We start from the raw sequence: 13,354 nt of genomic DNA on the forward strand, positions 1-13,354 counted from the left end.
TACTGGCACACGCTGTTCCGGTTCCGTTGTATTTATCAATTAAATCGAATTCGTCTGAAAATAGCGCGTTATTGATAAGTATTAAAAATAAAACACAGATTTAATATTAAATAAATTTAACGTTAATTGAGAAAAGCCGGGCCAATTATTTGACCCGGCTTGTCATTACATACGATAGCCGAGTGACACAGTTGTACGACGATCGGTATGCTCCGGCGCTGTTGCCGGTGGTTCAGAGTTCCAGGTAACGTTGTAAGCCACCTTTAACCCAAAGTGTTCGTTGATGGCAACGTTCAAGGCTGTTTCAGAATTGAGCGTTGTATCGTCAGCACCAAATACCGACACACCTTGCGTAAACTTAGTATTGTCCGTCATCTGCCACGCATAGGCCCCGGACGCATAGCCCAGCGGCTGTGTTTCGGTGGTGCCATCCGTGTGCTCGTCATAGCGCACACCAGGACCGAATTCAAAACGGAAGCTGTGCACTGGTCCGTTGAGGAACTGACGACCATAACCTGCGGTCAGCACGTCACGCTCGCGATAGCCGTTGTAACGGTCGGTCAGCCAGCTTGCCTGCCCAAAGAGATAATCATAGTCGGTCATGTTGTAACGACTACGACCACCTACGGCATATTTCTCCGATGAACGCTCATCATTTGAGGAGGTATTGCTGGCATTTCCCCACAAAGACCACGCCGTAGTTTGACCGTACCAGGTCATGGTGGTGTCTGCAGTTAAAGAAGAACTTTTTGTGTTGCCTGACTGGGCGAGATATCCCGCGTTCAGGTTACCTTCAAAGGGTTTTTTCGCGCTGGAAGGGTCATCCATGACAGTAAAAACGGAATCATCGGCGGCAGCCTGCATTGACGCAAGCAGGCCACCCGTCAGCAGTAACGCTGCGGGCACTGTCTTCAAAAGCTTCATTTATTAAGAGTCCGTACAACAAAAAAAGAGACCATAACGGTCTCGGAAACTTTCATATGGATCAATGACAAAAGACCCTTGAAAGGTAACAAATTATAAAAAGACTCGAATAACATAGCAATAAATTCTTATTTCATTTTTTGAATAAGAGCGTTCCTAAACCGTTTTTTTATTTATATATCTTTAACGCGATTATTTTAAATAAAGATATGAAAAATCATGTTGTTAATTACTTCACTTTCGGGGGGTTAAGTGCCAGACTGAGGACAGCCTAACAGGAGGTAAAGATGGTACGTATCTATACGTTAACACTTGCGCCCTCTCTCGATAGCGCAACAATCACGCCGCAAATCTACCCGGAAGGTAAGCTTCGCTGTACCTCGCCGGTTTTTGAACCCGGCGGCGGCGGTATCAACGTCGCTCGCGCGATTGCCCATCTTGGCGGCACCGCTACGGCCATCTTCCCTGCGGGTGGCGCCACCGGAGAGCATCTTGTTGCTTTGCTCGCCGACGAAAATGTTCCCGTGTCCACCGTCGAAGCTAAAGACTGGACCCGACAAAATCTCCATGTCCACGTTGAGTCCAGCGGCGAACAGTATCGCTTCGTCATGCCAGGCGCTGCGCTCACCGATGATGAGTTTTACCAACTTCAGGATCAGGTGCTGGAAATTGAGTCTGGCGCACTGCTGGTTATTAGCGGCAGTTTGCCGCCTGGCGTACAGCTTGAGAAGCTGACCCGGCTCATTACCACAGCACAAAAACAAGGGATTCGCTGTATCGTCGATAGTTCTGGCGAAGCGCTGGCGGCAGCATTAACCATCGGCAATATCGAACTGGTCAAACCCAACCTCAAAGAACTGAGCGCGCTGGTGAATCGCGAACTCACGCAGCCCGATGATGTGCGCAACGCCGCGCAGGAAATCGTGCAAAGCGGAAAAGCGCATCGCGTAGTGGTCTCGCTTGGACCACAAGGAGCGCTGGGCGTTGATCGTGAAACCTGTGTCCAGGTGGTTCCGCCACCAGTGAAGAGTCAAAGTACCGTAGGCGCGGGCGACAGTATGGTCGGGGCCATGACGCTTAAACTGGCTGAGAGCGCACCTTTTGCAGATATTGTTCGTTACGGTGTCGCCGCAGGTAGCGCCGCCACCCTGAATCAGGGTACGCGTCTGTGCGCTTTAGACGATACGCAAAAAATATACGCGTATCTGGCTCAGTAATAACGGCTTCCCCTTGTTTAGCTACAAGGGGATTTCCCCGTAAAACTGTCGGCATAGGTGTTATACGTCTATGATGAAAAATCACGTGATTACAAAGCAGTGAATCATGTGCGACCAGGCGTCTTCACAACTATGCGAGGTGAAGAAGAACGACACACATTAAGTGCCTTTCCAGCGATGACGCGTCCGTGGTGTGCGTCAGTTCGTGTTTTTTAACCGCATTCTTGCGCTAACCTTATGATCTGGCAGACAACATGGGGAGAGACATCATGTGGCAGGCTATCAGTCGTCTTTTAAGCGAGCAATTAGGTGAAGGCGAAATCGAACTGCGTAACGAACTGCCCGGCGGAGAGATCCACGCCGCATGGCATTTACGCTATGCGGGGCGCGATTTTTTCGTTAAATGCGATGAAAGAGAGCTGTTAACCGGCTTTACGGCGGAAGCCGATCAGCTGGAGCTACTTTCTCGCAGTCAAACCGTGTCTGTACCGAAAGTCTGGGCGGTAGGCGCAGACAGAGATTACAGCTTTCTGGTGATGGATTTCCTCCCTCCCCGTCCGCTTGATGCGCACAACGCGTTTATCCTCGGCCAACAGTTGGCGCATTTGCATGAATGGAGCGATCAGCCGCAGTTTGGGCTCGACTTCGATAATGCGCTCTCTACCACGCCGCAGCCCAACACCTGGCAACGTCGCTGGTCAACCTTTTTTGCCGAGCAGCGTATTGGCTGGCAGCTGGAACTCGCCGCTGAAAAAGGCATTGCGTTTGGCAATATCGACGCCATCGTCGAGCATGTTCAGCAGCGTCTCTCTTCTCATCAGCCGCAGCCGTCTCTTCTGCATGGTGATTTGTGGTCCGGGAACTGCGCTCTCGGCCCGAACGGCCCGTACATCTTTGACCCTGCCTGCTACTGGGGGGACAGAGAGTGTGACCTGGCAATGCTGCCGTTACATACCGATCAGCCGCCGCAACTCTATAACGGTTATCAGTCTGTTTCTCCGCTACCATTGGATTTTCTCGACAGACAGCCTGTCTACCAGCTCTATACGCTGCTGAACAGGGCTATTCTGTTCGGGGGACAGCATCTGGTCGTGGCGCAGAAAGCGCTGGACAGGTTACTGGCGGCTTAGCAAAGTCGCACGTTGCTTATCTGGCCTGGCGTTTCGCAACGCGTCAGGCCTGATAGTGCAGCAGTTACAAAAAACCCAGTAATGAAAAGAAGAAGTAGCCAATCACGATAACGATCACCGGCAAAATATAGAGCGGGAAAATTTGTAAAAAGATCGTATGGTGCGGTACCACAATACGCGACTCAAGTTGCTCGCGTGATAACCCTTCACTGCCCTTTGCCTGTTCCAGAATCAACTGATCCTCAACGCCCTCGCGTAAATAACGCGCCTGACGGCTCATTCTGGCGCCTGAATCCTGCAATGCCAGACCGATAAAAATCAGAATGAAAATCAGCCAAAAAACGAGATTCAGTCCACTTTGAAAATCGGGCGTCGGCGAGTTATACCAAAACACGTTAAGAAAAGGTGTGTTCACACGCATCATGTCGATCATCACGTGTGCAAAATCGAGCATGACCGCGTTAATCCCTTCCTGCTTTTCGCTGTGCGCATACATAAACTTCAGTACTGAAACCAGGGTTGAAATCAGCGCGGGAATGAAAATCACCCATCCCACCAGCCTTTTCAAGATGGCAATGCGTCCAGCTTGTTGATACGTCATGAGTTCCCCTTGATTAAGACGTGTCATTTTGGCCTAAGTTTACCCGTTGATTATCGTTTTCGCCTGATCTTTAAAGGCGGTATACTGCTGAATTAGCCATAATGAACGCTCAGAGCCCGTCCAGGCTGGCTCTTAATCCCTTTTATCACCCGTAAAGGAGAGGTTGTGATGTCAACCCCGCGTCAAATTCTTGCTGCAATTTTCGATATGGATGGATTACTGGTCGATTCTGAACCGCTTTGGGATCAGGCCGAACTGGATGTGATAGCAAGTTTAGGCGTTGATATCTCCCGCCGCCATGAACTTCCCGATACACTTGGCTTACGCATCGACATGGTGGTTGATTTGTGGTTTGCACAACAACCGTGGAACGGTCCCTCACGTCAGGAAGTAACCGAGCGCATCATTACCCGGGCAATTGCGTTAGTTGAAGAAACAAAACCACTGCTGCCGGGCGTGCGTGAGGCCGTGGCATTGTGCAAATCTCAGGGGTTGAAAGTAGGACTGGCATCCGCCTCGCCGCTGCATATGCTGGAAAAAGTGCTAACCATGTTTGATCTGCGCAGCAGCTTCGATGCACTGGCTTCTGCGGAAAAACTGCCCTACAGCAAACCGCACCCGCAGGTTTATCTCGATTGCGCGGCAAAACTGGGCATTGACCCTATAAACTGCGTAGCACTGGAAGACTCGGTGAACGGCATGATTGCTTCGAAAGCCGCCCGTATGCGTTCCATCGTAGTACCTGCTCATGAAAATCAGGACGATCCTCGCTTCGTTCTGGCCGACGTCAAACTGGCCTCGCTCACCGAACTCACTGCCGCTCACCTGCGCGGCTAATCCTGCGACGGGCAATGATCGCATTGCCCGCCTGCCGGACGCTGGGGCACGCCTGATGACCTGAAAGGCCCGGTCGTGTTCCTCGCAAGTGCAGCCTCGGACTATATACATGGCTATACGCTGGTCGTGGATGGCGGTTGGCTGGCGCGGTAAAGGCGCACTTGTGACAAAGGGTTACAACGTCACCTCTTCCGCCTACTGTATAAAACCCCTATACTGTATGAATCGACAGTTTATTGGGTTTTATCATGACGGCGGAAGGTCACCTTCTTTTTTCTATTGCCTGTGCGGTATTTGCCAAGAATGCCGAGCTAACGCCCGTTCTTGCGCAGGGTGACTGGTGGCATATTGTTCCTTCAGCCATTTTAACGTGCCTGCTGCCGGATATCGATCATCCCAAATCCCTGCTGGGGCAGCGTCTGAAGTGGGTATCAAAGCCCATTGCCCGGGCATTTGGTCATCGCGGGTTTACGCATAGCCTGCTGGCGGTTTTTGCCCTGCTGGCCACGTTTTACCTGAAAGTCCCTGATACCTGGATAATTCCAGCGGATGCCTTACAAGGTATGGTTCTCGGTTATCTCAGCCACATTCTGGCCGACATGTTGACCCCGGCGGGCGTCCCCCTGCTTTGGCCCTGCCGCTGGCGTTTTCGTCTGCCTATCCTCGTGCCGCAAAAAGGCAATCAACTGGAGCGGTTTCTGTGCATGGCGCTGTTCGCGTGGGCAATCTGGATGCCGCAGACCGTACAAGAGAACAGTGCGGTGCGCTGGTCATCACAGATGATAAATACGCTGCAAATGCAGTTTAATCGTTTTATAACGCACCAGGTTGACTAATAAATCAGCCAAAAAGTTATTTTTGGCATAAACAATTCCATTTGAATATAAGAGGCAAGTCACAGTTCTGCTAATCTTGCGCCAACAGAATCACCGTCACACGGTGATACGCATAATAAGATCAGGAGAACGGGGATGAACTATCCATTAATCGCGAACATTATCGTGTTCGTAGTGCTGCTGTTCGTGCTGGCGCAAGCCCGACACAAGCAGTGGAGTCTGGCAAAAAAAGTACTGGTCGGTCTGGTCATGGGTGTGGTGTTTGGCCTCGCCCTGCACACCATTTATGGTTCCGACAGCCAGGTTCTTAAAGATTCCGTACAGTGGTTCAACATTGTCGGCAACGGTTACGTCCAACTGCTGCAGATGATTGTCATGCCGCTGGTGTTTGCGTCTATTCTCAGCGCCGTTGCGCGTCTGCACAACGCCTCTCAGTTAGGTAAAATCAGCTTCCTGACCATCGGTACGCTGCTGTTTACTACGCTGATTGCCGCGCTGGTAGGGGTTCTGGTGACCAACCTGTTCGGCCTGACCGCGGAAGGTCTGGTGCAAGGTGGGGCCGAAACCGCTCGTCTGAACGCGATTGAAACCAACTATGTTGGCAAAGTAGCTGACCTCAGCGTTCCACAACTGGTGTTGTCGTTTATCCCGAAAAACCCGTTTGCCGATCTGACCGGAGCTAACCCGACGTCGATTATCAGCGTGGTTATCTTCGCGGCATTCCTCGGTGTTGCCGCACTGAAGCTGCTGAAAGATGATGCGCCGAAAGGCGAGCGCGTGCTGGTCGCTATCGATACCCTGCAAAGCTGGGTGATGAAGCTGGTTCGTTTGGTGATGCAGTTGACACCGTACGGTGTTCTGGCGCTGATGACCAAAGTGGTTGCGGGCTCCAACCTGCAGGACATCATCAAGCTGGGTAGCTTCGTCGTGGCCTCTTATCTCGGTCTGGGCATTATGTTCGTGGTACACGGGATCCTGTTGGGTGTTAACGGCGTTAGCCCGCTGAAATACTTCCGCAAGGTGTGGCCGGTGCTGACTTTCGCCTTCACCAGCCGTTCCAGCGCAGCCTCAATTCCGCTGAACGTTGAAGCGCAAACCCGTCGTCTGGGCGTGCCTGAATCCATCGCCTCTTTTGCCGCCTCCTTTGGCGCCACCATTGGCCAGAACGGTTGTGCAGGGCTGTACCCGGCAATGCTGGCAGTAATGGTCGCCCCGACCGTCGGGATCAACCCGCTGGACCCGATGTGGATTGCCACGCTGGTCGGTATCGTCACCGTCAGTTCCGCAGGGGTTGCGGGTGTGGGTGGCGGTGCAACGTTTGCCGCGCTGATCGTCCTGCCAGCTATGGGTCTGCCGGTCACGCTGGTTGCGCTGCTGATTTCCGTTGAGCCGCTGATCGATATGGGCCGTACCGCGCTGAACGTGAGCGGTTCTATGACAGCCGGTACGCTGACCAGCCAATGGCTGAAACAGACCGATAAAACAATTCTGGACAGCGACGATAACGCCGAACTGGCGCATCGCTAAGTCTGTTCGACTGAAAAACAAAAAAACCGCCGGAGTGTCATGCTCCGGCGGTTTTTTTATATCCATTAATCGCTCAGTTCATTTTCCTGGCGAACCTGATTAGCCCAGCGTTGCGCTGATTCCGGGACCGTAAATGCAGGTGAACGCTGAAACGCCTCCCCTATTAAGACAAAAGCGACATATTTTCCGCGCAGTATCCATACGTCACGAAACGCATCCATTTTAACTGCATGCTCTGGTGGGGCTGGCTCCACGCGAGGAACATAGCTAATTACCGGACGATTTTGTTGGCGAAGAGGTTTCATAATCAGTTGCTTCACTAAAGACTAATTCTAAAAATCAGAAAACGGCTATCTTAGCCGATTTTGCCTCCTGACGTCCTGCCTTGCGTGCGCTGTTTGCCTGGTTCATCGCGCTTTACGCCCTCGGTCAGTTCCTGCACCACTGAGCAAGTGGTCTATAGTTAAAGCTTTTGACGGCAACAACGACCTTTAAGCGATGAAAACAGGAGACGAGTTTAATGTCACAGAATGATAAGCACCCACTCCATCACTCAGCGCCGGTTCATGATGCCAGCGAATCCCAGCCAGGACTTGACTCACTGGCGCCAGCAGACGGTTCACATCGGCCAACACCTGAACCCACGCCACCAGGCATGCAGCCCACTACGTCCGGCAGCTTAAAAGCGCCTGACACCAAAAGTGACAAACTCAACGCGCTGGATAGTTTTCGTAAAGGCAGCGAAGATTTTGCTCTGACAACCAATCAGGGAGTGCGCATCGCAGACGATCAGAACTCTCTGCGCGCAGGAAACCGTGGGCCAACTCTACTGGAAGACTTTATCCTGCGGGAAAAAATCACCCATTTTGATCACGAACGCATCCCGGAGCGGATCGTACATGCCCGAGGTTCGGCCGCTCATGGTTACTTTCAGCCCTATGCCAGCCTCAGCGCGACAACGAAAGCGGACTTTCTGAGTGATGAAAATAAAATCACCCCAGTTTTTGTCCGTTTCTCTACGGTTCAGGGCGGCGCAGGCTCAGCGGATACGGTCAGAGATATTCGAGGATTTGCGACCAAATTTTATACTGAGGAGGGCATTTTCGATCTGGTGGGAAACAACACACCAGTCTTCTTCATTCAGGATGCCCATAAATTCCCGGATTTCGTTCATGCGGTAAAACCGGAACCGCATTGGGCTATCCCACAGGGTCAAAGCGCCCACGATACCTTTTGGGATTATGTTTCATTACAGCCAGAAACGTTGCACAACGTTATATGGGCGATGTCCGACCGGGGTATTCCACGCAGCTATCGCACGATGGAAGGCTTTGGCATTCACACGTTCCGGTTGATAAATGCGCAAGGGAAAGCCACCTTTGTCCGTTTTCACTGGAAACCGCTGGCGGGCAAAGCTTCGCTGGTATGGGATGAAGCGCAAAAACTTACCGGTCGTGATCCCGATTTTCATCGCCGCGATCTGTGGGAAGCTATCGAAGCAGGCGATTATCCGGAATACGAACTGGGGCTGCAGCTCATTCCTGAAGAAGACGAATTCAAGTTCGATTTTGACCTGCTCGACCCGACCAAGCTGATCCCGGAAGAGCTGGTTCCGGTGCAACGCGTTGGTAAAATGGTGCTGAACCGTAATCCGGATAATTTCTTCGCCGAAAATGAACAAGTCGCTTTTCATCCCGGACACATCGTCCCTGGTATTGATTTTACCAACGATCCCTTGCTGCAAGGCCGCTTGTTTTCTTATACCGATACCCAAATCAGCCGCCTGGGCGGGCCCAACTTCCATGAAATACCGATTAATCGCCCGACCTGCCCGTACCATAATTTCCAGCGTGACGGCATGCATCGTATGGACATCGATACCAACCCTGCCAACTATGAACCTAATTCCATCAATGATAACTGGCCGCGTGAAACGCCGCCGGGGCCAAAACGCGGTGGATTTGAGTCATATCAGGAACGGATTGAAGGAAACAAAATCCGCGAACGTAGTCCCTCTTTTGGCGAATACTATGCGCACCCTCGCCTGTTCTGGCTAAGTCAGACGCCAATTGAACAGCAGCATATTATCGGCGGATTCAGCTTCGAACTCAGCAAAGTTACGCGCCCCTATATTCGGGAAAGAGTGGTCGAACAGTTAGCCCATATTGATACAGCCCTCGCCGAGGCGGTTGCCGATAATCTCGGTTTTGAGCTAACCGAGGAACAGGCCAAAATCGCCCCACCGGCTAACGTGAATGGTTTGAAAAGTGCGCCGTCACTCAGTTTATATGCGGGTGCGCAAGGTGAGATTAAGGGCCGCGTGGTCGCCATTCTACTTAATGACCAGGTGAAATCGGGCGACCTGCTTGCCATCATGCAAGCCTTACAGGCCAAAGGCGTTCACGCCAAACTGCTCTATTCCCGAATGGGTAATGTGGTTGCCGATGATGGTTCCGTCCTGACAATCGCCGGTACCTTTGCGGGTTCACCATCGCTGACCGTCGATGCGGTTATCGTTCCGTGTGGCAATATCGCAGATATCGCTATGAACGGTGATGCCCGATATTACTTACTCGAAGCGTATAAGCACTTAAAACCTATCGCACTGGCTGGCGATGCGCGTCAGTTTAAAGCAACGTTGAATATCAAAAATGAAGGAGAAGAAGGCGTGGTGGAGGCAGACAGTGCAGACTCACAGTTTATGGATACCTTGCTGACGCTAATGACTGCGCACCGCGTCTGGTCACGCGCCGGAAAAATCGACACGATCTCTGCCTAAAAAAATGCGGCGCATTATGCGCCGCAAACTCAGGAGTTACACGTTCAGAAAACTGCCAAGACGATAACCGCGCTCCGCAATAGCATATTTCAGTGACGGAGACGTCAGCACGTCGAGCTCAGTTAAGCGGGGGTAACAGTAGGCACTTTGACGAATAATGTCATCGATAAAGGCCGGATGACACATCACTTCCAGCGAGGACTCTCCCCGGTCTGCTGACGCGTCAAGCGTTTGCAAAAACAGGGCTTCAGAAATCGCTTCGCCATAAAACTCGCTGCTGAATCCCTGGGAAGTCCGTAACGTCTGCGGAAAGTCAGACGCCTGGAATACCGTCTGACGATCGATCCGTAACGCAATCCCCCGTTGGGCAGCAAACCCGGCAACGATAGGGAAAATCTGCGGGAACATATGCACATGGTGATGGCTATCCAGATGCGTTGGCTCCCGCCCGAACAGGTCAATAAAACGCTGATACTGCGCGGCCAGTTCCTGAGAAATTTCATCCAACGGCAAGGTGTCTTCTTCAGCCATCTGCCAGATCCATTTTCCCAGTAACCCGTCACGAGTAAGGCCTGGCATTGCCGTCAACGGCCTGCCCAGCGTCAGAACAAAATGCATCCCAACGGCAAGTTCAGGTATATCGCGACTCAGCTGTACAGCATGGTCAATGGCTGCGCCATTAACCAGTGCGGTTGTCGAGGTGACCACGCCATTGCGACAGGCTTCAACAATGCCGTAGTTTTGTCCTTTACTCAGGCCAAAATCATCCGCATTTACAATCAGTACGCGTTCCATAGCCGACCTCAGTTAGTGTTGTTCGCTTTTGAGTTTCTCGATACACCCGGCGAAGTTTGGCAGCCATTTTTCATGCGCCAGAATTAGCTCACGCGCCAGAATCTCGGCATCGCTGTCAGAATGCACCAGCGGACTCAGGTTCAACGCCAGCAGCACATCATTCAGCTCACCGCTCAGTGCCGCATTGCTCGCCGCGACTTCAAAGCCTTTAATGGTATAGATAAGGCCGAGCACTTTCTCATCAAAATGGGTAATACGTGGGTGCGGCGTGGCGCCGTTGCGTCCCAGTGTACAGGTCATCTCAACCGCCCAGTCCGCCGGGATATTGTCAACATGCCCGTGGTGCGGAACGTTGACATAGTGCTCGGTCTGTTTGTCGTTGTAGATGGCGTTGATCACTTCACAGGCCGCATCGGAGTAATAGGCTCCACCGCGCTGTTCCAGCTCTTTCGGTTTCACGTTCAAATCCGGGTTTTTGTAGAGATCAAACAGTTGTTTCTCCACTTTCTGTACCACCTGAGCGCGAGCGCCGCCCTTATAGTATTCACCCATTTCAATCGCCAGCATCTCTTTTGGCTTGAAGTAATAGAGCAAATATGAGCACGGCAGCAGTTTCAGCGAGCGAATCAACCCTTCACTGAACGGCAGATCGAAGATGTTCTTCACGGTGGAGGCTTTCAGTTGACCTGAAGCCACGCCATCCAACAGTTCATCAAAGCGTGATTTACCATTCACCAGTACGTCTTTAATAAAGACCATATGGTTCAGACCGAACAGATCGATGGATAAGTCATCGCTCTCTTTCAGCGCCAGCACATCGCTAATGAACATTTTCATGCCGACAGGAATATTACATACACCGATGAATTTCTTAAAATTCGTATGGCGATAGACCGCTTCCGTCACCATCCCGGCCGGGTTAGTAAAGTTAATCACCCACGCATTCGGGCACAGTTCTTCCACATCTTTGACAATATCAAAGATAACCGGAATAGTACGCAGACCTTTGAACAGCCCACCAGCGCCGTTGGTTTCCTGCCCCAGATACCCGTGACTCAGCGGAATGCGTTCATCCTTTTCGCGGGCTTTCAGTTGCCCTACGCGCAGCTGGGTAGTAACGAAATCAGCATCTTTCAGCGCTTCACGGCGGTCCAGCGTTTTAAACAACTTCATCGGCACGCCAGCTTTATCGATCATGCGCTGGCAAAGGTCAAAAATAATGTCCAGCTTCTCTTTTCCATCGTCGACATCAACCAGCCACAATTCAGAAACCGGTAATTCATGATAGCGCTTAATAAAGCCTTCAAGTAACTCAGGGGTGTAGCTGCTCCCGCCACCGATAGTGACGACTTTTAATTTCTGGCTCATACTTTCTCCCTTCAGTGTCAAAACACTGACGTGTATTATGCTCAACCCGTTTGTCAGATATAGCGTGGCTGTCCCGACGCTATTTTGGGCAAGCTATAAAAAATGGGTTATTGGCAAATAATATCTACTGATTAAATTCAGTTAATTTCTTACGATAGCTATTAGGTGTAAATGACGTCAGCTTTTTAAACGTTTTAATAAACAGACTTGGACTACTGTAGCCAGATTCGTAAGCAATATCCGTTACAGAATAGTTAGTCATTTCCAGCTGTTTTTTAGCAAAGTTAATGCGGATTTCATTAATGATCTGCATCGGTGTTTTGCTGTAATAACGCTGGGTTGCGCGGGTCAGATACTCCTGGGATTTCGCGGACAGGTGTACCATGTTTTCCAGCGCATTCTCGCTAAACTGCCGTTTGTCATGCATGGTCTCCACGGTGGTTTTAAGCCACTGCGGAATATCATCCAACACCTGCTCTTCGCGATGATGGCGCAACCGGTTAATAATATAGAAGGTGACCACTTCTACAAATTCATCCAGTCCACTCTCGCGAAAGTTCAATGATGCAATAACCGTTTCAATGTAAGTGAGAAACGAATTATTCGCCCGATAGACCTGCGATGCAACGAAACAAAATGGCAGCAGCGGGTGGTAGTGCTGTTCAAAAAAGCGTTTACTGATACCGACGTTCAGGATCCTTGTCGCCCCAAAATCATAAAAACTCTGGTGGTGCGATCCCAATGGAATAAAAACAAAGTCCCCGCGTTCGAGCAATACGCGTTTACCGTTGATTTCCTGATAATAGCGCCCGGTTAAAACCAGGGTAAATTCGTAGTAGTCATGCTGATGCAGCCCGCTGATGCTCTCAGTTTTGTTATAGATGAACACATGGAAATTTTTGCCATTAAACAGCTGCTGTTCATAGACGGTTTTGATTTCCGGTGCGTTAATCTGTAGCTGCATTATGCACTCCTCGCTATTTCAGCTTTTCGTGAAGCTCAATCAGTTCAGTCACCAGCTCACGCGCCAGCATTGATGTCATCAGGTGGTCCTGAGCATGAACCAGCACCAGGCTAACTTTCATTTTACCTTCGCCCTGATCGCCTTCAATCAGTTTCGTTTGCACGAGGTGCGCTTCATTCAGCGCCAGACGGGACTGGTCCATCATAGCCTTAGCTGACTCGAAATCGCCTTGCTTGGCCATTTTGAGCGCGCCGTACGCCAGGCTACGCGCCTGACCGGAGTTGATGATGAGACCCATCACCACTTCTTCAAGTTCTTCTGCTTCTGACTGCGTGTCGACGATGTTTTCGATATCCAACATACTTTTTTCCTCTGG

13 protein-coding genes and 1 pseudogene are annotated in these 13,354 nt (G+C 51.0%); 7 read left to right on the top strand and 7 right to left on the bottom strand.

Features of this window, described 5'->3' with window-relative positions:
* Positions 1-165: 165 nt before the first annotated feature.
* Positions 166-924: a DUF481 domain-containing protein gene (locus tag OGV65_RS05765; protein ID WP_016152863.1), complete on the bottom strand. Its 759-nt coding sequence runs from the start codon at positions 922-924 to the stop codon at positions 166-168.
* Between the two features lie 287 nt (positions 925-1,211).
* On the opposite strand from OGV65_RS05765, the gene pfkB reads away from it, so the two are divergent.
* Both pfkB and OGV65_RS05775 read left to right on the top strand, forming a co-directional pair.
* Positions 1,212-2,141 (top strand): 6-phosphofructokinase II, encoded by a 930-nt coding sequence (gene pfkB / locus OGV65_RS05770; RefSeq protein ID WP_016156336.1) that lies wholly within the window; start codon positions 1,212-1,214, stop codon positions 2,139-2,141.
* Between the two features lie 269 nt (positions 2,142-2,410).
* The gene (locus tag OGV65_RS05775) at positions 2,411-3,271 is read left to right on the top strand and encodes a fructosamine kinase family protein (RefSeq protein WP_286454728.1); all 861 of its coding nucleotides are present in this window, start codon (positions 2,411-2,413) and stop codon (positions 3,269-3,271) included.
* Positions 3,272-3,335: 64 nt separating this feature from the next.
* On the opposite strand, the gene OGV65_RS05780 is transcribed toward OGV65_RS05775, so the two are convergent.
* On the bottom strand, positions 3,336-3,872 hold the full coding sequence (locus OGV65_RS05780) for a YniB family protein (protein ID WP_019076635.1): 537 nt from the start codon (positions 3,870-3,872) through the stop codon (positions 3,336-3,338).
* 168 nt (positions 3,873-4,040) lie between these two features.
* On the opposite strand from OGV65_RS05780, the gene hxpB reads away from it, so the two are divergent.
* The 4 genes and pseudogenes from hxpB (at position 4,041) to tcyP (ending at position 7,072) form a co-directional block, all read left to right on the top strand.
* Positions 4,041-4,709, top strand: coding sequence for a hexitol phosphatase HxpB (gene hxpB / locus OGV65_RS05785; protein WP_016156335.1), 669 nt, complete (start codon positions 4,041-4,043; stop codon positions 4,707-4,709).
* 30 nt (positions 4,710-4,739) lie between these two features.
* Positions 4,740-4,862, top strand: a pseudogene (locus OGV65_RS05790) (SDR family oxidoreductase); the annotation flags it as partial.
* Positions 4,863-4,945: 83 nt separating this feature from the next.
* A complete protein-coding gene (locus tag OGV65_RS05795) occupies positions 4,946-5,545 on the top strand; it encodes a metal-dependent hydrolase (protein WP_087121839.1) in 600 nt (199 codons plus the stop codon).
* Between the two features lie 135 nt (positions 5,546-5,680).
* Positions 5,681-7,072 (top strand): cystine/sulfocysteine:cation symporter, encoded by a 1,392-nt coding sequence (gene tcyP, locus OGV65_RS05800; protein ID WP_019078417.1) that lies wholly within the window; start codon positions 5,681-5,683, stop codon positions 7,070-7,072.
* Between the two features lie 65 nt (positions 7,073-7,137).
* On the opposite strand, the gene cedA is transcribed toward tcyP, so the two are convergent.
* On the bottom strand, positions 7,138-7,383 hold the full coding sequence (gene cedA / locus OGV65_RS05805; protein ID WP_369707928.1) for a cell division activator CedA: 246 nt from the start codon (positions 7,381-7,383) through the stop codon (positions 7,138-7,140).
* A gap of 209 nt (positions 7,384-7,592) precedes the next feature.
* On the opposite strand from cedA, the gene katE reads away from it, so the two are divergent.
* Positions 7,593-9,851: a catalase HPII gene (katE, locus tag OGV65_RS05810; RefSeq protein ID WP_286454729.1), complete on the top strand. Its 2,259-nt coding sequence runs from the start codon at positions 7,593-7,595 to the stop codon at positions 9,849-9,851.
* 36 nt (positions 9,852-9,887) lie between these two features.
* Here the strand turns inward: katE and chbG are convergent, their stop codons facing one another.
* The 4 genes from chbG to chbA form a co-directional block, all read right to left on the bottom strand.
* The gene (chbG, locus tag OGV65_RS05815; protein WP_019076632.1) at positions 9,888-10,646 is read right to left on the bottom strand and encodes a chitin disaccharide deacetylase; all 759 of its coding nucleotides are present in this window, start codon (positions 10,644-10,646) and stop codon (positions 9,888-9,890) included.
* A 12-nt stretch (positions 10,647-10,658) separates the two neighbouring features.
* Positions 10,659-12,014, bottom strand: a complete 1,356-nt coding sequence (locus OGV65_RS05820) for a 6-phospho-beta-glucosidase (RefSeq protein ID WP_016152854.1) — start codon at positions 12,012-12,014, stop codon at positions 10,659-10,661.
* Between the two features lie 124 nt (positions 12,015-12,138).
* On the bottom strand, positions 12,139-12,981 hold the full coding sequence (chbR, locus tag OGV65_RS05825; RefSeq protein ID WP_085951046.1) for a transcriptional regulator ChbR: 843 nt from the start codon (positions 12,979-12,981) through the stop codon (positions 12,139-12,141).
* Positions 12,982-12,991: 10 nt separating this feature from the next.
* Entirely contained in the window at positions 12,992-13,339 is a 348-nt protein-coding gene (gene chbA, locus OGV65_RS05830; RefSeq protein ID WP_003030618.1) for a PTS N,N'-diacetylchitobiose transporter subunit IIA, read from the bottom strand.
* Positions 13,340-13,354: the final 15 nt, after the last annotated feature.

It is taken from the genome of Citrobacter sp. Cb004 (assembly GCF_030337065.1).
Taxonomy (GTDB): domain Bacteria; phylum Pseudomonadota; class Gammaproteobacteria; order Enterobacterales; family Enterobacteriaceae; genus Citrobacter; species Citrobacter braakii.